19 protein-coding genes are annotated in these 19,205 nt (G+C 66.7%); 13 read left to right on the forward strand and 6 right to left on the reverse strand.

Features of this window, described 5'->3' with window-relative positions:
* Nucleotides 1-40 precede the first annotated feature (40 nt).
* From C662_RS12560 to C662_RS12575, 4 genes are read left to right on the forward strand one after another with little or no spacing between them, the layout of a single operon-like run.
* Nucleotides 41-268, forward strand: a complete 228-nt coding sequence (locus tag C662_RS12560) for a FeoA family protein (protein WP_002929598.1) — start codon at nt 41-43, stop codon at nt 266-268.
* Nucleotides 269-281: 13 nt separating this feature from the next.
* Entirely contained in the window at nt 282-2,609 is a 2,328-nt protein-coding gene (feoB, locus tag C662_RS12565; RefSeq protein ID WP_002929600.1) for a Fe(2+) transporter permease subunit FeoB, read from the forward strand.
* A 9-nt stretch (nt 2,610-2,618) separates the two neighbouring features.
* Nucleotides 2,619-2,900, forward strand: a complete 282-nt coding sequence (locus tag C662_RS12570; protein ID WP_002929602.1) for a FeoC-like transcriptional regulator — start codon at nt 2,619-2,621, stop codon at nt 2,898-2,900.
* Nucleotides 2,897-3,478: a hypothetical protein gene (locus C662_RS12575; RefSeq protein ID WP_232433265.1), complete on the forward strand. Its 582-nt coding sequence runs from the start codon at nt 2,897-2,899 to the stop codon at nt 3,476-3,478. The genes C662_RS12570 and C662_RS12575 overlap by 4 nt, the downstream gene beginning before the upstream one ends.
* 35 nt (nt 3,479-3,513) lie before the next feature.
* Here the strand turns inward: C662_RS12575 and C662_RS12580 are convergent, their stop codons facing one another.
* On the reverse strand, nt 3,514-3,954 hold the full coding sequence (locus C662_RS12580) for an HMA2 domain-containing protein (RefSeq protein WP_002929612.1): 441 nt from the start codon (nt 3,952-3,954) through the stop codon (nt 3,514-3,516).
* 231 nt (nt 3,955-4,185) lie between these two features.
* Here C662_RS12580 and C662_RS12585 point away from each other — a divergent pair, with 231 nt between their 5' ends.
* The 9 genes from C662_RS12585 to C662_RS12625 all read left to right on the forward strand — a co-directional run bounded on the left by C662_RS12585 (nt 4,186) and on the right by C662_RS12625 (nt 15,116).
* Nucleotides 4,186-6,132 carry a TonB-dependent receptor plug domain-containing protein gene (locus C662_RS12585; RefSeq protein WP_002929618.1) on the forward strand — a complete coding sequence of 649 codons (1,947 nt, stop codon included), beginning with the start codon at nt 4,186-4,188 and terminating at the stop codon, nt 6,130-6,132.
* A 66-nt stretch (nt 6,133-6,198) separates the two neighbouring features.
* A complete protein-coding gene (gene cobN, locus C662_RS12590) occupies nt 6,199-10,224 on the forward strand; it encodes a cobaltochelatase subunit CobN (protein WP_002929620.1) in 4,026 nt (1,341 codons plus the stop codon).
* Nucleotides 10,221-12,320, forward strand: a complete 2,100-nt coding sequence (locus tag C662_RS12595) for a TonB-dependent receptor plug domain-containing protein (RefSeq protein WP_037984591.1) — start codon at nt 10,221-10,223, stop codon at nt 12,318-12,320. Before cobN ends, C662_RS12595 begins: the two co-directional genes overlap by 4 nt.
* 64 nt (nt 12,321-12,384) lie before the next feature.
* Nucleotides 12,385-12,945 (forward strand): MotA/TolQ/ExbB proton channel family protein, encoded by a 561-nt coding sequence (locus tag C662_RS12600; protein WP_002929626.1) that lies wholly within the window; start codon nt 12,385-12,387, stop codon nt 12,943-12,945.
* On the forward strand, nt 12,942-13,253 hold the full coding sequence (locus C662_RS12605) for a DUF2149 domain-containing protein (RefSeq protein WP_002929629.1): 312 nt from the start codon (nt 12,942-12,944) through the stop codon (nt 13,251-13,253). Before C662_RS12600 ends, C662_RS12605 begins: the two co-directional genes overlap by 4 nt.
* Before the next feature lie 77 nt (nt 13,254-13,330).
* Nucleotides 13,331-13,615: a hypothetical protein gene (locus C662_RS12610; protein WP_002929630.1), complete on the forward strand. Its 285-nt coding sequence runs from the start codon at nt 13,331-13,333 to the stop codon at nt 13,613-13,615.
* A gap of 42 nt (nt 13,616-13,657) precedes the next feature.
* The gene (rpsD, locus tag C662_RS12615; protein WP_002929631.1) at nt 13,658-14,269 is read left to right on the forward strand and encodes a 30S ribosomal protein S4; all 612 of its coding nucleotides are present in this window, start codon (nt 13,658-13,660) and stop codon (nt 14,267-14,269) included.
* Between the two features lie 26 nt (nt 14,270-14,295).
* On the forward strand, nt 14,296-14,568 hold the full coding sequence (locus C662_RS12620) for a hypothetical protein (protein WP_232433266.1): 273 nt from the start codon (nt 14,296-14,298) through the stop codon (nt 14,566-14,568).
* A gap of 170 nt (nt 14,569-14,738) precedes the next feature.
* Entirely contained in the window at nt 14,739-15,116 is a 378-nt protein-coding gene (locus tag C662_RS12625; RefSeq protein ID WP_232433267.1) for a DUF6746 family protein, read from the forward strand.
* A gap of 82 nt (nt 15,117-15,198) precedes the next feature.
* Here C662_RS12625 and C662_RS12630 read toward each other — a convergent pair whose 3' ends face one another.
* From C662_RS12630 to C662_RS12650, 5 genes are all read right to left on the reverse strand, one after another.
* Nucleotides 15,199-15,591 (reverse strand): DUF6746 family protein, encoded by a 393-nt coding sequence (locus tag C662_RS12630; RefSeq protein WP_002929634.1) that lies wholly within the window; start codon nt 15,589-15,591, stop codon nt 15,199-15,201.
* Nucleotides 15,592-15,653: 62 nt separating this feature from the next.
* Nucleotides 15,654-16,898 (reverse strand): sulfite reductase subunit alpha, encoded by a 1,245-nt coding sequence (locus C662_RS12635; protein ID WP_232433268.1) that lies wholly within the window; start codon nt 16,896-16,898, stop codon nt 15,654-15,656.
* Between the two features lie 184 nt (nt 16,899-17,082).
* A complete protein-coding gene (locus C662_RS12640) occupies nt 17,083-17,913 on the reverse strand; it encodes a DUF4198 domain-containing protein (protein WP_002929637.1) in 831 nt (276 codons plus the stop codon).
* A 50-nt stretch (nt 17,914-17,963) separates the two neighbouring features.
* On the reverse strand, nt 17,964-18,488 hold the full coding sequence (locus C662_RS12645; RefSeq protein WP_002929647.1) for a DUF2271 domain-containing protein: 525 nt from the start codon (nt 18,486-18,488) through the stop codon (nt 17,964-17,966).
* A 24-nt stretch (nt 18,489-18,512) separates the two neighbouring features.
* The gene (locus tag C662_RS12650; protein ID WP_443080850.1) at nt 18,513-19,202 is read right to left on the reverse strand and encodes a PepSY-associated TM helix domain-containing protein; all 690 of its coding nucleotides are present in this window, start codon (nt 19,200-19,202) and stop codon (nt 18,513-18,515) included.
* Nucleotides 19,203-19,205: the final 3 nt, after the last annotated feature.

Here is a 19,205-nt window from a genome sequence, read left to right on the forward strand (position 1 = left end):
GTGCGTGCTGCACGCGCGGTCAACAGCTGGAGTCGTTGTGATGATGCTGAAGCAACTCGAGGTCGGAGACCGCGCAAAGGTCAGTGGTTTTGCCGAGGCGGGCGGGGCCTATCGCCGCAAACTGTTGTCGATGGGGCTCACGCCTGGGGCCGAGTTGCAGGTCGTACGCGTCGCTCCCATGGGCGACCCGGTCGAGATCCGCGTGCGCGGCTTCGCGCTCACGCTGCGCAAGGGCGAGGCCGACGCCCTGACAGTCGAGAAACTCTGATTCAGGTGCTGCAATGAACCACGAACACACCATTGCCCTTGTAGGCAATCCCAACTGCGGCAAGACGACCCTGTTCAACGCCCTTACCGGCTCGCGCCAGCGTGTCGGCAACTGGCCCGGCGTCACTGTCGAGAAGAAGTGCGGCGAGTACCGGCATGATGGGCGGCACTTCGAAGTCGTGGATCTTCCCGGAACCTATTCGCTCGACGTGGTCGATCGCGAGGTGTCGCTCGATGAGAGCGTGGCGCGCGACTTCGTCCATGGCAACGAGGCCGGGCTGGTCGTCAATATCGTCGATGCCGCGAACCTCGAGCGCAACCTCTACCTGACGAGCCAGCTCGTCGAGATGCGCGTGCCCCTGCTGGTCGTGCTCAACATGGTGGACGTGGCCGAAGCCAAGGGCCTGCGCATCGATGCCGATGAGCTGTCGCGTCGGCTCGGTTGCCCGGTGATCCCGGTGGTGGCCTCCGAAGGCCGCGGCGTGGATGCGCTGAAGTCAGCGATCCGCAGCGCTGTCCAGGTGCGCCAGCCGGCGAGCGCCACGGTTGATTATCAGCCGGCGCTGGAGCGCGCGATCGAGACGCTCGTTCCCTTGCTCGGCGAGCCGGCCCGGGCTGCCGGAACGTCTGCGCGCTGGCTTGCGGTCCGCGTGCTCGAGGGCGACGACCTGGCACGCCGCGCAGCGGGGCCGGCGGTCGCTGCCGAAGCGGAGCGGCTGGGGGCTGGGCTTGACGACGATCTCGACATCATGGTGGCCGATGCGCGCTATGGGCTCGCCAACCGCATCGCCGCGGCGGCGGTCACCGTCAGCGGCCGTGTTGGGCGCGATCTCACCGACCGCATCGACCGCGTGGTGCTCAACCGCGTCCTCGGGGTGCCGATCTTCCTGCTGATGATGTACCTGATGTTCCTCTTCACCATCAGCATCGGCGGCGCCTTCATCGACTTCTTCGACCAGTTTACCGGTGCCTTGCTGGTCGATGGCTTTGCCGAACTGCTGTCCGGCCTCGGTTCGCCCGAGTGGCTCACCGTCCTGCTCGCGCAGGGCATCGGTGGTGGCATTCAGGTGGTCGCCACCTTCATCCCGATCATCGGCTTCCTGTTCCTGTTCCTGTCGGTGCTCGAGGACTCGGGCTACATGGCGCGCGCAGCCTTCGTGATGGACCGCTTCATGCGTTGGGTGGGGCTGCCCGGCAAGTCCTTCGTGCCGCTCATCGTCGGCTTTGGCTGCAACGTGCCGGCGATCATGGCCACGCGTACGCTCGAGCACCGCCGCGACCGCCTGATGACGATTGCCATGGCGCCCTTCATGTCCTGCGGCGCGCGTCTGCCGGTGTATGTGCTGTTCGCGGCCGCCTTCTTTCCGAGCGGCGCACAGAACGTGGTGTTCGGGCTCTACCTGATCGGCATCGCAGTGGCGGTGCTGACCGGGCTGGTGTTGCGCAACACCCTGCTCAAGGGCGAGCCGACGCCCTTCATCATGGAACTGCCGCCCTACCACCTGCCCACCGTGCGCGGCGTGCTGCGCCACGCCTGGGAGCGCCTGATGGCCTTCATCGTGCGCGCCGGCCGGGTGATCGTGCCGATGGTGCTGGTGCTGAATGTGCTCAACTCGGTTGGCACCGATGGCAGCTACGGCAACGAGGACAGCGATGCCTCCGTGCTTGCCGCGGTGGGGCGGAGCATCACGCCGGCTTTTGCGCCGATGGGGCTGACCGAGGAGAACTGGCCGGCTGCTGTCGGGATCTTCACTGGCGTACTTGCCAAGGAGGCGGTCGTCGGCACGCTCGACGCCGCCTACTCCGCGCTCGCCGCCAAGGACGCGGGTGAAGAGGGCAGCGAAGAGACCCCCTTCGACCTCGTCGAAAGCGTCGCCGCCGCCTTCGCCACCATCCCGGCGAACCTGGCCGATGCGTTTGGCGCCTGGGCCGACCCGATCGGCCTGGACGTTGGCGACCTCAGCGACCAGGCTGCGGTGGCCGAGGAGCAGGCAGTGTCGACCGGCACCTTCGGCGCGATGGCCGCACGCTTCGACGGCGCGGCGGGGGCCTTCGCCTACCTGTTGTTCATCCTGCTCTATGCGCCATGCACGGCTGCGATCGCGGCGATCTATCAGGAGTCGGGTGCGCGCTGGGCGGTGTTCGTCACCGCATGGACGACGGCGATGGGCTACGGCGTGGCCACGGTGTACTACCAGGCCGCCACCTGGGCGCAGCATCCGGGTGCATCGCTGGCCTGGATCGCCGGTGTTACCGTGTCCATGGGGCTGGTGCTGTGGGCGCTGCGGCGTCACGGCGCACGCGAGGCAGGCGCCAGCATGCCCCTGCCGCAGCAGGTCTGAGGGGGAGCGATGATCTTGTCACGCCTGCGCAACTACCTGCGGGAGCGCCGCCGCGCCAGCGTTGCCGACATGGCCAACGGCTTGGGCAGCACGCCGGCTGCGCTCGAACCCATGCTCGCCACGCTCGAACGCAAGGGCAGGGTGCGACGCCTGGCCGCCGCATCGGCTTGCGGTACCACCTGCTGCAAGTGCGATCCGGCAACGGTCGCCGTCTACGAGTGGGCGGGCGATGAACGGGCGGGCGATGAGCGGGCCGCAGGCAAGGGGGCCGGCGGCGACGCCACGGTGTGAGCGCAGACGGAGGCAGTGTGGTGGCGGGCGTGCTCGTCGTGATCGGTATCCACCGCGAGGAGCTTGCCTTCGGTCGCGAGGTGCTCGATGGCTTCGATCCAGGCGAGATCGACGTGCTTGAGGTTCCCGACGGCTTGTCCGGCCGTCGGCCCCTGCCCGACGAGTGCTTCCGCAACCGCGTCGTGCACCGCGCACTCTACCTTCAGCTCCTGTCGCAACTCGGCCCCGCTCACCGGCTGCTGCTTGACCTCCATGCCGGATATGACGATACGGGGCCAAGCGCAGACCTGTTGTGCGCGAGTCCGCGCCTGCGAGCCTGTCTCATGCACGCGCTCGAGTCGCCCGCTACGCTTGCGGCGGGCGAAGCACTGCCCTCGCTGCGCGAGCAGGTGCGTATCGTTGCGCTCGACGCGGGCCAGCCCTTGCATGCGCGCACCGTCATCCCGGAGGCGGTCTGGAACAACCCCCGTTTTGCCTACCTGGGCGTCGAGGTCTACCTGCCGGATGATGCTGCCCGCCGCGCTTCAGCTGTCCTGCTGGCGCGCCGGATCATCCACTTGGCCGGGTGCTGCGCCTGAGACACGGCTGCTGCCTGATCGCCGCGGGAAGGCGGTCAGCGCAGCAAGGCCTTGCGGTGCAGCCCGATGTGCACGCCGAGACAGGCTACGAACACGCCGCCACTGAGCGCGTGCCAGCGCTTGTTGCCGGTGGCCGCGAGCGCAAGCGATGCCCCCAGGCTGCCCAGCATGCCGACCTTGGCGATGCGGTTCGCATGCCTGCGCAGGCTGCGGCGGCCCGGGCTGCGCGGTGCGGCGAGCACGGCGTCGACCAGTGCATCGACGCGGCGCTCGAGCTCGACGGCCTCGATCCGGTCGCCATCGTATCGGATCACCACGCTACCAGCGCTTGCGTTCGCCTCGATCTCCCGGATGCCGTCGATCTGATGTAGCTGCGCTTCGAACTGTGCGATCCGGTCGCGGTCGCGAAGGGCCAGGTCCCGGATTCGCAGCCGACCGGGTGAGCTTGATGCAATGCGCGTTTTCCGTGGGTTCATACCGATGTGTTCCTGATTGCGGGGCCGGCTTTCATTTCGAGGCAAAGCCGGCGTATAATAATTACAAATAGAAATCATTCTTACTTAGATTTGATCTAGCTCAATTTTGCCCGCTTGTGCTGTGCTTGTCTGCAGCCAAGCGGAGTATTCGGTCCCTTTTTCGCATATCAGCCAGCAACCAACGCCTGTACGGATAGGTAGCCAGCCAAATCTTCCTTCCTGGAGAGCTTGATGGTTACCTTCACTGGCGTTCAGTCGACGCTTCGGTCCGCATCGTTTGGCGGTGTGTCACGGATCATGCTGGCGCTCGCCGTCCTGCCCGCCGCGCAGGCCTGGGCTGGGGCGGCTTCCGATTCGAGGCTCGACGAGGTCTTTGTGACCGCCACTCAGCGCGAGCAGGCTGTTCGCGACGTGCCCGCAGCGGCAGCGGTGGTCAAGCGCGAAGAAATCGAGGCCGCAGGTGCCGACAATGTGCTTGCGGCCGTGCGTGAGACGACGGGAATCGGCCTCGTCGGGCAAAGCGTTGCTGGCCGCAAGACGATGTCCCTGCGCGGCATGGACGGCAAGCACACCCTCTATCTCGTCAATGGCCTGCGCGTCATCAATACCGACGACTGGGTCGGACATTCCGATTTCCAGTATGACTGGACACCTGTCGACAGCATCGAACGCATCGAGGTTGTGCGAGGGCCGATGTCCGTGCTCTATGGCTCGGATGCACTCGGTGGCGTCATCAACACGATTACCCGCCGGCCCGACGCCGAATGGCGTGGCGGCGTTCGCCTCGGCGGGCGCAGCGTAGCGGGTGGGGGTGATTCGCTCAGCGGCGGTGTTCATTTTTCCGGTGGCCTGACCGACACCTTGCGCATGGCGATCTCGGCCACGCGGCTGCAGCGCTCGCCGCTCGAGCGCAAGGAAGACCGGCGCACCTCGGAGATCGAGGGTACCGACCTGCAGTCGGGGCATCTGTTGCTGTCCTGGCAGCCGCTGGCCGCGCACACGTTCGACCTCGAGCACCGCGTCAGCAACGAGGAACGTGAGCGCGACCAAGTCCGCAGCGGCACCTACTACCGCGATACCTACGACATCGATCGCTCGCAGTCGATCGCGACCTGGCGCGCCGACTGGTCGGGTGTGGAGACCCAGTTGCGCGCCTGGGAGTCCGATTTCTCGGTGTCGAACCGGCGCACCAATGGCGTGGCGCCCACCCGCCCGCAGAGCATGGACGACCGTGGTGTGGACGGGCGCGTCGGCTTCGCGCTCGGCAGCATGCAGTACCTGACGGTGGGCTTCGACACCCGGACCGAGACGATGAAGAACGCCGGCCTCGCCGGTGGCAAGGACGACGCCGATTTTCGCGCGCTGTATATCCAGGATGAGATTGCACTGGCTGCAGATCTCACGCTTACGCTCGGCTTCCGTCGCGACCGACACTCGATCTTCGGTGCCGAGAGCAGTCCGCGCGCCTACCTTGTCTGGCATGCGACCGATGCCTGGACGCTGCGAGGCGGCTACGGCGAAGGCTTCCGCGCGCCAACGCTCAAGCAGGCCTCGTCGTCGTACGAGGGTGCCGAAGGGCCGCATACCTTCTACGGCAACGGCGACATCCGGCCCGAGACGAGCAAGTCGTGGGAGCTCGGTCTCATGTACGCCAAGGGTGCGATCGATTGGGAGCTCACCGCGTTCCGCAACAGTGTCACCGATCTCATTACCACGCGCGAGATCCGGCGCGTCGGTCCCCGAGCCTTCTACATCTACGACAACATCAACGATGCCCGCATCCAGGGGGTCGAGACCGCACTGCGCGTGGATCTTGGCGGCGGTTTCGATGCCCGCCTGAGCGGACAATGGCTCGACACCGAGGACAAGACCTCGGGCAAGCCGCTCAATGCGCGGCCCGACCACTTGCTCAATGCCCGCCTGGGCTGGAAGCAGGGGCCCTTGAGCGCAGCCCTCCGCCTGGAGCACACCGGCCGTCAGTATGTCACCTCGGCGGCGCGCAAGGCGCCAGCCTACAACCTGCTGCATCTGCAGGGTGGCTACGCGTTCAACAAGCACCTGCGCGTGACTGCTGGCATCGACAACATCACCAATTTCCGCCTGGCCGACAAGTCCAGTTTGTTCAGCTACTCGGAAACCCCGCGCGCGCTGCGCGTCACGCTGCACGGCGCGTTCTGATCGCCGCCTGCCCGTTGTTGCGCCCCGCGTTCCTGCGGGGCGCTTGTCGAATCCAAGATACCGCCCATGAACAGCTCCACTCCGGTCGAATCCGTCTCGCATGCGCCAGCCCGTGCACCCTGGCGTCATCTAATCCTCGTCTGTGTGCTGCTCGTGCTTGCCGCCGCGTTGGCGATCGCCCTCCAGCCGCAGCCCCGTGCAGGGCGGGTTGCCGTGATCAGCAGCGACTTCGTGCTCGGTGGCAAGTTCGTCGCGCTGCACGCCCTGGCCGACACGGCCGGGGTGGATCTTGCCGTGGTCAATATCGACCGTGACGCCGCGGATGCGGTCGAGGCGGCCCTGCGCGGCGTGAGGCTGGCCGTGCTGGACGCGCCACGCGAGGAAGACGGCCGACGCATGCGCGAACAGGTCGTGCCCGTGCTCGATCGCCTCGCTGTGCCCTGGATGCTGTCGTCGGCACGTGGCGTACAGGTGGGCGGCGGGTTGGAGCCTGCGACCGGCGAGGCCTTGTACGCCTATTACCGCAACGGTAGCCAGCGCAATTTTGCCGGCTTCTTCGCCCATGTCCGCCATCACCTCTTCGGCGAAACCGCCGTCGCGGTGCCGGCCCCGGTGGTGTTCCCGGACACCGGCATCTACCACCCGGATCACCCTGATCTCGTTGTCGGCGATCTTGCCGCCTACCGCCAGTGGCTGGGCGAAGAGCGCGCTCGGCGCAGCCCGGCGGTCGGCATCGTCGTCCACCAGGCCTATATCGGCAACATGGGCATGGGGCACATCGACGAGCTGGTGCGCATGCTGGAAGCGCGGGGGGCGCTGCCGGTGGTGTTCTACCACCCGCTGACGGCGCCGAGCGGCGCGCTCGACATCGTGATGGACGAAGGGCGAGCGGCGGTGGATGTGCTGCTCAACTTCCAGGTCATGTACCAGGGCAGCCGGCGCGAGGACTACGCCAGGCTGGACGTCCCGGTGCTGCAGGCGATGACCTGGCGCGAGGGCGACGCCGCCCACTGGCGTGCGAGTGCCGAAGGCGTGCCGGGCGGTGCCGTGCCCTTCCTGCTCGCGATTCCGGAGCAGGCTGGCCTGAGCGACCCGCTGATGGTCGCCGCGATCGAGGACGAGCGTGCCGTGCTGATCCCCGAGCAGGCGAACGCCCTGGTGGATAAGGCGTACCGCATTGCCCGCCTGCGCGCGAAGGCGAATGCGGACAAGCGTGTGGCGCTGATGTTCTACAACTACCCGCTCGGCGAGCGTAACCTGTCGGCCTCGTTCCTGAACGTGCCGCGCAGTCTCGCCCGCCTGTCCGAGGCCCTGCAGGGCGCGGGCTACACCGTGCCGCCCGCCGAGGAGCAAGCGCTCATCGACAGCGCAGCCCGTCTGCTCGCACCTTTCTACCGCGAGGGCAGGCTCGACGCCCTGCTGGCCGACAATCTCGCGGCGGCCTTGCCCCTTGCCGACTATCTTGCCTGGTTCGATAGCCTGCCTGCGCACGTCCGCGAGCGCATCAACAAGCACTGGGGGCCGCCCGAGAACGACCCGATGCTGGTCGGTGCGGGTGACACGCGCAGCTTCGCGATCCCGCGCCTGCAGCTTGGCAACCTGGTGATCATGCCGCAGCCGCCGCGCGGCCGCATCGACGAGCCGCCCGAGAAGGCGATCTACCACGACACCAAGGTGCCGCTGACCCACTTCTACCTTGCCGCCTACCTCTATGCGCGCACCGCCTTCGATGCCGACGCGCTGATCCACTTCGGCACCCACGGCAGCCAGGAGTGGACGCCGGGCAAGGAGCGCGGCCTGTCCATCCATGACGACCCCTACCTGGTGCTGGGCGACCTGCCGGTGATCTATCCCTACATCGTCGACAACATCGGCGAGGCCACCCAGGCGAAGCGGCGTGGCAGGGCGACGATCATCAGCCACCAGACGCCATCGTTCGCACCGGCCGGTCTGCATGCGCAGCTGATGCCGCTGCACGACCTGCTGCACGAGTACGAGCTGCTCGACGTCGGCGCAGTCAAGGATCGCACCATGGGCGCCATCGTCGATGAGGCGGCACGCCTGACCCTGATCGAGGACATCGGCTGGACGGCCGAGCGCGCACGCGCAGACTTTCGCCCCTTCGAGCGCGAGCTGCACGACTGGCTGCATACGCTGGCGCAGACCGCCCAGCCGCTCGGCCTGCACACCTTCGGCGAGGCGCCGCGCTTCGAGCATCGCGTCGGCACGGTGATGCAGATGCTCGGCGACCGCCTGTACGCGAGCCTCGGCCTGGCCGAGCCGGACGAGCTGTTCGTGGAGGACTACAAGGCGCTGCCCGAGTCTGCCCCCTACCGCCTGCTCGCCGGCGCGTTCGCGACCGAGCCTGCGGCGGATGAAGACGCGCTGCTGAGCGAGGGGCGCGCCTACTTTGACGCACTTGCGGCAGCCGGCGAGCACGCCGGTCTGCTCAAGGCGCTCGACGGCCGCTTCATCGACACCCAGTACGGCGGCGACCCGATCAGGAACCCCGAGAGCCTGCCCACCGGGCGCAATCTCTACGGCTTCGATCCCTCGCGCATCCCGACCGAGCAGGCCTGGCTCGCCGGCGCTGACGCTTTCGCTCAGCTGCTCGAAGCGCACCGGGCGGAGCACGGCACGCCGTTGCGCAAGGCGGCGTTCTCGCTTTGGTCGGTCGAGGCGATGCGCCACCTCGGCGTGCTCGAGGCCCAGGTCTTCCACGCCCTCGGCGTGCGCCCGGTGTGGGACCGCTTCGGCCGCATCAGCGACGTGGAGGTCATCCCGCGCGAGGAACTCGGCCGTGCGCGGGTGGATGTGGTCGTGTCCGCCACCGGCCTCTATCGCGATCACTTCCCGACCGTCATGACGCTCATCGCGCGTGCGGTCGAGCGCGTGGCGGAGCTCGACGAGCCCGACAACGCCGTACGCGCGAACGCGCTGGAGATCGAGCGCTCGCTCATCGAGCAGGGCTTCACCGCCGAGGACGCGCGCCTGCACGCGCTGACGCGCATCTTCTCGAGCGAGAGCGGCGCCTACGGCACCGGCCTGGATGACGCTACGCTCGCATCCGACACCTGGGACGACGAGGGCAAGCTTGCCGATCTCTATCTGGAGCGCATGCAGTACGCCTATGGTCCGGACCCCTCGCGCTGGGGCGAGCGCGTGCGTGCGCCCGGCAATCGGGAGGCGGCTGGCGGCGCGGCAGGCAAGGGCGGCTTCAACCTCTATGCCGAGCACCTGAGGGGAACCGAGGCGGCCGTGCTCGCGCGCTCGTCCAACCTCTACGGCATGCTCACCACCGACGATCCCTTCCAGTACCTGGGCGGCATCGGCCTCGCCGTCCGCCGCCTCGACGGGCGCACGCCCGGGCTCTATATCAGCAACCTGCGCGACCAGGGCAAGACCCGGGTCGAAGGCGCAGGGCGCTTCCTGGCGGCGGAGCTGCGTGCGCGCTACTTCCATCCGCAGTGGGTGGAGGCGATGCAGCAGGAGGGTTATGCCGGCACGCTGGCGGTCGTCGATACGGTCAACAACTTCTGGGGCTGGACCGCCGTGGCGCCTGAGATCGTCCGCGACGATCAGTGGCAGCAGTTCTTCGAGGTCTATGTCGAGGACTCGCTCGAGCTGGGCATGGAAGAGTGGTTCGAGCGCCACAACCCCACCGCCCGTGCCCAGGTCGCAGAGCGCATGCTCGAGGCCGCGCGCAAGGAGTACTGGAGCACCGACGAGGCCACGCTGAAGCGGCTCGTCGAGATCTATGCCGACGCGGTCGAGCGACTCGACTACCAGCCGGTCAGCAGCAAGGTGGACGCCTATGCCCGCTCGCTCGCGGCCGGCTTCGGGCTGGAATCGAGCACGGCACCTGCGCAGGATGCGGCGACGACCCCGACCCCGACCCCGAACGCGGCCGAGGCAGAGCCGCAGCAAGTGACCGGACAGGTGCTCGAGCAGGTCGCACCTGATGCGGCCGCCGACATGCCGGCGCCCTGGCTGGAGCTTCTGCTTGCGCTGCTCACCCTGGGCGCCTTCTTCGCGGGTACGCTGAGCCAGTCGCGCCGGCAGCCGGGTGTCATGCCTGGTACGCGAGCATGATGCGAGCGCGTGCGCACCTTGGGTCGCTGCTTGCGGCGCTTGCCGCCGGCTTGCCGGTGGGCGCCCTGGCGGACACCGAGCTGAAGGCGATCGAGGTCGAGGCCGCGCTCGATGCGGTCGCCGAGCAGCGCTATGCGGCGGGCCAGAAAGTGGTCTTCGACCGCGAGGACATCGCCAGCCTGGGCGGGCTGTCGGTGTCCGAGGTGTTGCGCAAGCTGCCCGGACTGGAGCGCGGTGCGGATGGCATGGAAGGCGCCTCGGCCTCGGCGCGCGGGATGGCGCGCGATTCGGTGCTCATCCTCGTCAATGGCGAGCGCCCCACGGCGAGCGGGCGGCATGCGCTTACCGTGGTCGGCCGGCTGCCTGCTGGCGAACTCGAGCGGGTCGAACTGATGCGCGGCGGCTCGGCCGAGTTCGGCGTCACCGCCGAGGTGGTGGTGAACCTTGTCGTGCGTGCGCCGCAGGCCAAGCCGAGCCGCTCGCTGAAGGCCACCGTGGGCCTGCGCGGCGACGAACCCAACCTGCAGTTGACCGGCAGCGTCGAAGGCGGGGTGGCCGAGCGTGCGTGGACCCTGCCGCTGACGTTCAACCGCCACCGCATGCCGGTCGAGCAGCAGCGCATGCGCGGCGATCCGGCCGGCGTCGTGGCCGATGAGCGGACGCTGGGCCGCTACCGTGTCGATGAACTGATCCTGTCGCCACGATTGTCCTTGAAGGACGGCGAACGACGTCTGACTGTGTGGCCAAGCCTCTATCTCAACAACGGCTGGCGGCGCCAGCAGCTCAGCGCCGGCGGCGTCGATACCCGCGTCGACCGCGAGCGCAGCGACATGCGCATCGCGCGCCTGCGCGCCGACGCCAGCATGCCGCTGGCGTCCGTCGATGGCCGGCTCGGGCTGCGGCTTGCGGTGATGGACGGCGACCGTCGGACGGACACCCGTCGCCTGCCTGCCGTGGGCACGGCCGCAGTCGAGGCGCTCGAGCGCAGCGAGCGCGAACTCACCGGGTCGGCCCGGCTCGACAGGGCAGTGGGGGCCCACCTGCTGACCTGGGCGCTTGAGGGCGCGGTGCTCAGCCGGAAGGATGCACAGGAGGCGGGATCGGATACGGCGTTAGCGCTGCGCCGTCATGACTTGCGTGAAACAAGCGCGGCGGCCTGGTTCCAGGACGAATGGACCTTCGGCGGCGCCGACGGCGACACTTTTACGCTCACCAGCGGCCTGCGCGTGGACGGCCTGCGCCAGCGTTCGGGCGGCGGGCAGCGGCATACCGAGGCGGTGTCGCCCTCGCTCGCATTACGTTGGGCGTTCGCGCCGGCCTGGGTGCTGCGCACCAGCGTCGGAAGTGGCTTGCGCGCGCCCAAGCTGGATGAGCTCAGTCCGGTCGTCACCCGCAGTGCGGGCGTCAATACGCCACTCGAACCCGACCTGGGCGGGCGGCCGGGCCTGGCTGCGGAGCGCATCCAGCGCTTCGAGATCGGTGTCGAGCGCTATCTCGGCGGCGAGCGCAGCGTGCTTGGGGCCAACGCCTACTTCCGTCGCACTGCGGACTTCATCGAGCGCACGCTGGCCGACGAGGCTGGACGCTGGGTCGAGCGCCCCGCCAACGTTGGCGATGCGCGCCATTGGGGCGTCGAGCTCAGCGTGCGCCTGGACAGCGCCGCCCTCGCTGGCATCTTGCCGGCCGGCGGCAGCCTGCGCGCAACCCTTACCCTGCCGCGGGCCGAGGTGGACGACGCCCGCCTGGGCGTCCGGCGTATCGCCAGTGACACGCTCCGCCATGTCTCCAGCCTTGGCTATGAACACGCGCCTTCGGGTGCGGCCCTGCGCTTTGGCGTCCAACTCCGCCACACGGGGCCGGCACGCACGGCGCGGGCCAGCGAACTGCAGGGGACTAACCGCAGTGGCACGCGTATCGACGTCCATGTCACCCGGCAGCTCGCTCCTGGGGTTGATCTGCGCCTGGCCGGGGAGAACCTGCTCGGTGCGCGCGATCGCCATGCACGTGTGGCGCGCGATGACGACCGTCGCTGGCAGCTGGCCGGCCGTGATGGCGGCGACAGGACCTGGCTGCTGACCCTGGAGGGGAAGTGGTAGCAGCCACTGCCCCGGCACATTCACGACCACTACCACCAACCCATTCATCTTCCAAGGAGGACACATGTCCCTTTCCCAACTGATCGAAACCGCCATGTACGGACTCAGTCAGCTCTTCATGCTGCCTGTGCTGCTGCTCGTGACCGTGCTGTTCTTCTACGCCTTCCACGCCCTCGGCCGCTTCCTCATGCAGGCGCGCCAGCGCCGTCGCGGCGACCCGCGTGCGCAGGAACTCCATGCCGCGCTGCGCCTGGATCCCAGCCTGGGGGTGACCGATCTGGAAGCGATCGCTGTGCACCGGCTCGAGACCCTGCGCATCGCTACCCGTGTCGGGCCGATGCTCGGCCTGGTCGCAACCATGATCCCCATGGGGCCAGCCTTGATGGCACTCTCCGATGGGCAACTCCAGGAGGTCAGCCGCAACCTGATGATCGCCTTCTCAGCGGTGATCCTCGCGCTGATCGCCTCTGCGATTACCTACTGGGTCGTCAGCGTGCGCCGCCGCTGGCTGGCGACCGAGCTGGCCGATATCGAGAAGCGAGGCTGCCGCGCTGCTGCGCACGAACAGGGCGGTGCGCCATACGATGATCCGCTCGCCCCGCTGGCCGCGGAGGGTGTGCAATGAGCCTGCGCCTGATGGACGACCTCGAGGCCGACGACCCCATCCTGTCGGTGGTCAATCTGATCGACGTGTTCCTGGTGATCATCGCCGCGCTGCTGCTGGCGATCGCAAGCAACCCGATGAACCCTTTCACAACCGATGACGTCACCATCATCAGGAACCCCGGGCAGCCGAACATGGAGATGATCGTCAAGAAGGGCGAGGTCATCGAGCACTACCAGGCCAGTGGCGAGATCGGCTCGGGAGAGGGCGCCAAGGCTGGGGTCGCCTACCGCATGAAGGATGGCTCCTTCGTCTATGTTCCGGAGTAGTCCATCAAGGGCAAGAAAGGCTTGACTTTCTGTGGATAGTAATAATAATGAGAACTGTTCGCAGAAAGGAGTTCGTCATGTCTCTTCAGGTCTCGACCGAACAGCTCAGGCTGATCTCCGGCCTCATCTCACACGTGGCCCGCTACCTGGACAGTGGCTGTCCTCGTGCGGCGCACGAGGCGGGCATGTTGCTGCGCGAGCTCGACGCGCGTCCGATCGACCAGGAGCTGAACCGCTCATGCGAACAACTCGAACAGGCCATCGCGAACAGCCAGCCGCCCCGAGCGCTGCGTTCCAGCGCAGTCGCACGCGACGCGGTCTCGATTTCGAAGCTGCCTCAATCGCACTTTTCGCACGCCTGAGGCGTGCTGCACAGACTCACGGAACAACAGAAGGAGAACGACTTGTCACGTTATACCGGCCCCCGCCTGAAGGTGATGCGCGCACTGGGCTGCGAGCTTCCCGGCCTGTCGCGCAAGCCGCTGGGGGAACGCAACTACCCGCCAGGCCAGCACGGCCAGCGCCCAAAGCGCAAGTCGGAGTTCGGCTCGCAACTGATCGAGAAGCAGAAGCTGCGTTTCAACTATGGCCTGGGCGAGCGCCAGATCCAGCGCCTGTTCCGTGAAGCCAAGCGCGACAAGGCGCCCACGGGCGAGAAGCTGCTCGAGCTGCTCGAGCGCCGCCTGGATAATTTCGTGTTCCGCGCCGGCTTTGCGCCGACCGCCGTCGCCGCTCGGCAGCTGGTGCGGCACAAGCATGTCCTGCTCAATGGCCGGTCGGTGAACATCCCGTCGATCCGCATTCGTCCGGGTGACCGCATCACGCTCACCGAGCGTGCACGCAAGATTCCGGTGGTCGTCGAGGCGCTCGCCGAGCCGGCGCTCAGCCGTCCCGAATGGCTGGCGTTCGACGAGGCCTCGCTGAGCGCGCAGGTCATGCGGACGCCTTCGGCCGACGAGGTGCCGTTCCCGGTCGAGGTGCAGCAAGTCGTCGAATACTACGCGGTGCGCCTGTGACTCCCGAGCGCCGTGCCGCGGAACCCTTGGCGCACACAGGGTGTGCAGAGGGGCCGGATTACGGTCACTCGCCCGACCTCGCACTCGCCGCGGTCCTGCAGTTGCTGTCGCGTTTCCCGGCGCGGCGCTCGCCCGCAGTGGCGCGTGCCATCGCCGCACACCTGGCGCTCATTGGTGGCGACACGCGCATGCCCGAAAGCGTGCGCGAGTGCGCCGCAAGGCTGGTGTCCGACTGGCGCGCCTATGAGGTGCTGGGCGAGTCGTGGAGCGCAGCCGAGTGTCCGGGACACCTGCAATAATGGCCCGCACGGCGACAAGCTAGCACCACGGAGTATTTCATGAGCAAGAAGTGCTGCAGGAAAGACAAGCCCTGCAAAGGCTGCCCTCGCAAGGGCAAGTGAAATCCGTTCGAACGTCTTCGCGTAGCCATGGCCACGCGAAGAGTGCATTTACTCAGAAGGGCAACACCATGAAAAAAATGATCCTCGCTGCTGTTCTCACCCTCGGTACGCTGGCGACCCCGGCGTGGGCATCCGGCCCGGGGGAGAAGTACGCACACTTCGAAGCCAAGCCGTCAGAGACCCTTGACCAGGCAGTCGCGAACTTCTCGGAATACAACACCAAGCTGCAGGCCATCCTCGACGGCGCTGTCAGCGACGGCGACATGGCCGACGTGCACCAGCTGACCTATACGCTGGAGACTGCGCTTGCCAAGATGAACGAGGAGATGGGCAAGCTTGCCGAGACGCTCGAGGAAGTGCATCAGGCGTCCGAGAAGCTCGACCGCGAGGGCGTCATCAAGCATGGCAAGGCCTACCTGGAGACTTCGCGCAAGGTCGTGAAGTAGCTTTGCGCCAAGCACCGTCCTCAACTGAAGAGGGGGGTGCTTGCAGGTTTGCGCGAGACTCGTTGTTCGTCAAACGTGCTGATCAGGGTGAGACGATCTTGTCGATCCCTTCCAGATATGCCGTGCCGAAGTCGATGACCGCATCGCGCTTGAGCCCCTCGCTCGCGAAGTGCATGTCAGCGACGGTGTTGTGTAATTGCTTGACCTCTTCGGCGATACGCGCCAGCGAATCCTCAAGTGTGTAGCTAAGGCTGTGGATATCGTGAATGTCGTATTCGCCGACCTCGCCGGCCAGCAGTGCTCTGAGCTTTGCATTGGCTTCGCGCAGGTTGGCCATGGTCTGTACGATGGATTCGGCCTGTTGCGCCTGATAGTGCGAGACCCTGTTCGCCGGCGCAGCGTCATTGGCGAGGGCAGCGGATGAGACAACGGTCAGGGCGCCGAGGGTGATTGAGGCCAGTGTTTGCTTGATCATGCTTGGTGTTTCCAGAACGGGGTTGATGAAGAAGGAAGGCGGGGCGATGCCTTGATGCGGCATCAGTAAATGTCGCGGCGGTAGCGGCCCTCGAGGGCCAGTTGCGCGATGGTTTCGGCGCCGAGGATTGTCCGCAGGGCCTCATCCACGGCCGGGCCCATGCCCACCGCGTTGCCGCAGACGTAGATCGCGGCGCCGCCACTCACCCATTCGCGTACCGTGTCCGCAGCACGCAATAGCCGGTCCTGCACGTATTCGCGTGCCGGCAGGTCGCGCGAAAACACGCGATCGCAACGCGCGAGCAGGTCGCGGCCCTGTAGATCGTCGAGTTCGGAACCGTGAAAGTCGTCGCAGGCGGCGTTGCGTTCGCCGAAGACCAGCCAATTGCGGCCGTCGCCGTTGCGTGCGCGCTGGCGCAGGTGGGCTAGCAGTCCCGCAAGTCCAGTGCCGTTGCCAATCAGTAGCAGTGGGCGTGAGCTGTTGTCACCGATGCGGAAGTTCTGATGGCTGCGGATGCGTCCGCGTACCATCGTGCCGACCGCGTCCGGTGCTGTGAGGCGCGAGGACATGACGCCCGGCTTCGAGTCGGCGCCAATCACGCGGCGCACGAGCAGATGTACAGCCCCATCCTCCGGCAGGGAGGCGATCGAATAGTCTCGCGGGTAAGCATCGCCATCAGCTGGGTAGAGCTGCAGCAAGTCGCCGGCCTCCCAGTTCGGTGCCTCGGCGCTTGCATCGTCGGCGAGTGCCTCGAGTTCGACGTGATGGACGGCGGCCCCCACACTTCCCGGATTGAGCAGCGTGCTGCGACGGATCCGCCAGGGGCGGGTTGCCGGCAACTGGAGCGCATCCAGTTCGGCAATGCCGACAAAGGCCGCCAGCTGATGGCGCCAGGCCCGCAGCGCCTCTGTGTTGGCGCGATCCACCTCGATACGCGGAAAGATACGCCGAGCGCCACGGCTTTCCAGCCAAGCGTCGAGCCTGCGGCCGAAGCCGCAATAGTGGTTGTAGCTGCGATCGCCCAGTGCCAGCAGGCCATAACGCAGGTCAAGCGGGAGTTCTGCCGTTTCGTCCCTGGCGGTCTCGCGCATCAGGGTGTCGGCGAAGCGGGCAGCGTTGTCGGGCGCATCACCCTCGCCGCAGGTGCTGACGATGAACAGGGCCGATGAAAAGGACTCGAGCAGACGTTTGTCGATCTGGTCCAGCGCGAGCAAGGTCGCCTGCGCCCCCGCGCTACCCAGTGCCTGAACGGCCTCGTCGGCAAGTTCGGCAGCAAAGCCGCTTTGGCTGGCGTAGGCGATAAGCACGCCATCGGCAGCTGAGGCCGTTACTGTTCTGCCCGCAAGCCGGCGATACTGACGCCAGCTTTGCAGGCAGAGCACCGCATATGCGGCAAGGACCCCAGCTGCGGCGCCTAGGCGGGGCAGCTCGAGCGCGATCATCCCTTGTGCAGTCCGCTCGTGAGTTGCCGAACCGGGCTCTTGCCAAGCTTCATTGCGCGAGCACTTCCAGTGTCGCAACGTAGGAAAGGCGTCGCTCGGTGTTCTGCATGGTATCGCTTTGGCCGTCGACCGTCGTCTTCAGGTAATACATTCCCGGTGCAGGCCAAGTGTGAGTGATCCTGCCTTGTGCATCGGTCACCAGCTTCTGTTTTTCCAGCTGGTCGCGATAGCGCGTGCCGCCGGCCATGATCTCGACCTCGATGTTCGCTGCAGGCTTACCATCGATGACGAAAGCGAGCGTTGCCGGGTCGCCGGCATAGAGATCATTCGGGTGGGTCACGGGCAGCAACTCGAGACCGCGTCCGCTTGGCTTGAGCTCGCTTGGACGTCCCACCGTGATGAAGGTCTCGATGCGGCTGTTGCCCTCGCGGATGACAAGCTCTTCGGCATTGGCCGGAACGCTGGCCGCCAGATCCTCGTGACTGCCGCGCCAGCGCTTGGTCTCACCATTTTCTTTCCAGCTCGCCATGAGGCTCGCATTGACCAGTGCGATACGATAGGTGCCAGCGGCCTGCAGGTTGGCGTCGAAAACGGTACGCAACTGGCCCTGAAGGAGGTTCTCCGGCTGCACGGTGCTGCCGTCCGGTGCGCTGATGACGAGGTTGTCGCGGACCATCATCGGACGGTAGTTGAAAAAGAACAGGTCGTTGGAGACCGCGCCGTCGATAGTGACGTAGCCCGTGCTCGACAGTACCGTTGAAGAGGGCAGCAGCCAGGCCTCGTGCGCATGCGCAAGCGGTGCGCTCAGGGTGGCCGGCAGGACTGCGAGCGACAGACTCAGGCGTACGAGTCGGTGGCGGAGGGCGTTCTTGAGTGACATCAGGGGCCTCGTGACGTTATGCATGGGTTGGTGGCGCGGGGGCAAGGTGCTCAGGGCTTGAGCTGTACTACGACCGACGTGATCTCATGCTCGCCGTGCGCTTCGGTGCGAGTGGCTACAGTGGGTGGCCATGTCAGTGGCAGCGTGATTACTTCTCGGCCGCCGTGTTCGCGCGATGCCTCCACCACCAGGCGGTAATCGCCTGCAGCAAGCGTGCCCAGAGGTTCTTGGCCAGTGGTGAAGCTCAGGGTGTGCTTGCCCGGGTGGCGCGTGGCGCTGGTGATGCCGTCGATCGGCACTTCGAGCTCGCGGCCGCTGCGCCGCCACCACAGCCGCATGTCCTTGAGCCATTTCGCGCCTTCGCCGTTGCGCATCTTGACGTCGTACCAGACGGCTAGATTGGCGGCGACGCTATTGTCCGGGCGCTCGATCCAGGCGGCGACGTAGGGACGGCGGTAGTCCGACACATCGATGCGCGGCAGTTCGATCTCGACGTCGATTCCCCCAGCAGTTGCGGAAGTGGCCAGGCCGGTGCCGAAGGCGAGGGCAGCGGCCATGATCAGGGGCTTGTGCATTTCAGCTCCAGTAGGTTGGGCAGGTCAATGAATGAACAACAGGGCCAGCAGTACGGGCAGCACCACGCCGAAACCGACCGTTGGCCACACCGCCGGCCGGTTGGCTGCATGCGCTTGCAGGATCAGCAGTCCGGTGAGCGAGAACAGCACGCAGGCCACAGCGAAGATGTCGATGAACCAGCGCCAGGCTTCGCCCGTGTTGCGACCCTTGTGAAGGTCGTTGAGCCAAGCGATCCAGCCGCGATCGGTAAGTTCGTACTCGGCCTCGCCGGCCTCGAGGTCCAGGCGCAACCAGGCATCGCCACCGGGGCGGGGCAGGGCGAGATAAATCTCCCCCTCGGACCACTCGGCTGCGCCGCTGGGTAGACGCACGTCGAGTGCGTGTCCGACCCAGGCCACTGCATCCGCCGGCAGCGACTGTCCTGCGGACGGCGGACTGGCGGCAACCAGTCGCAAGGTTTCGACCAGTGCCGTGGGCATGGCCTCCACCCGCGTCTCGATGCGTGGCTTCGACTCTATCGCGCCGGCATGGTTGAGCGTGATGCCGGTGATGGCAAACATCAGCATCCCGAACAGGGAAACGGCGGAGCTGATCCAGTGCCACTGGTGGAGGGCGCGCAGCCAACCCGCCCTGCGCGCCCGGTTGCCTTCGGGCGTGCCAGACAGCGGCGTTGAGTTAGCTGGGCGCTCAGGCGTTGGCTGCGATGCCTCCATTCT

The sequence above is a fragment of the Thauera sp. 28 genome (assembly GCF_000310145.2).
In the GTDB taxonomy this organism is placed as follows: domain Bacteria; phylum Pseudomonadota; class Gammaproteobacteria; order Burkholderiales; family Rhodocyclaceae; genus Thauera; species Thauera mechernichensis.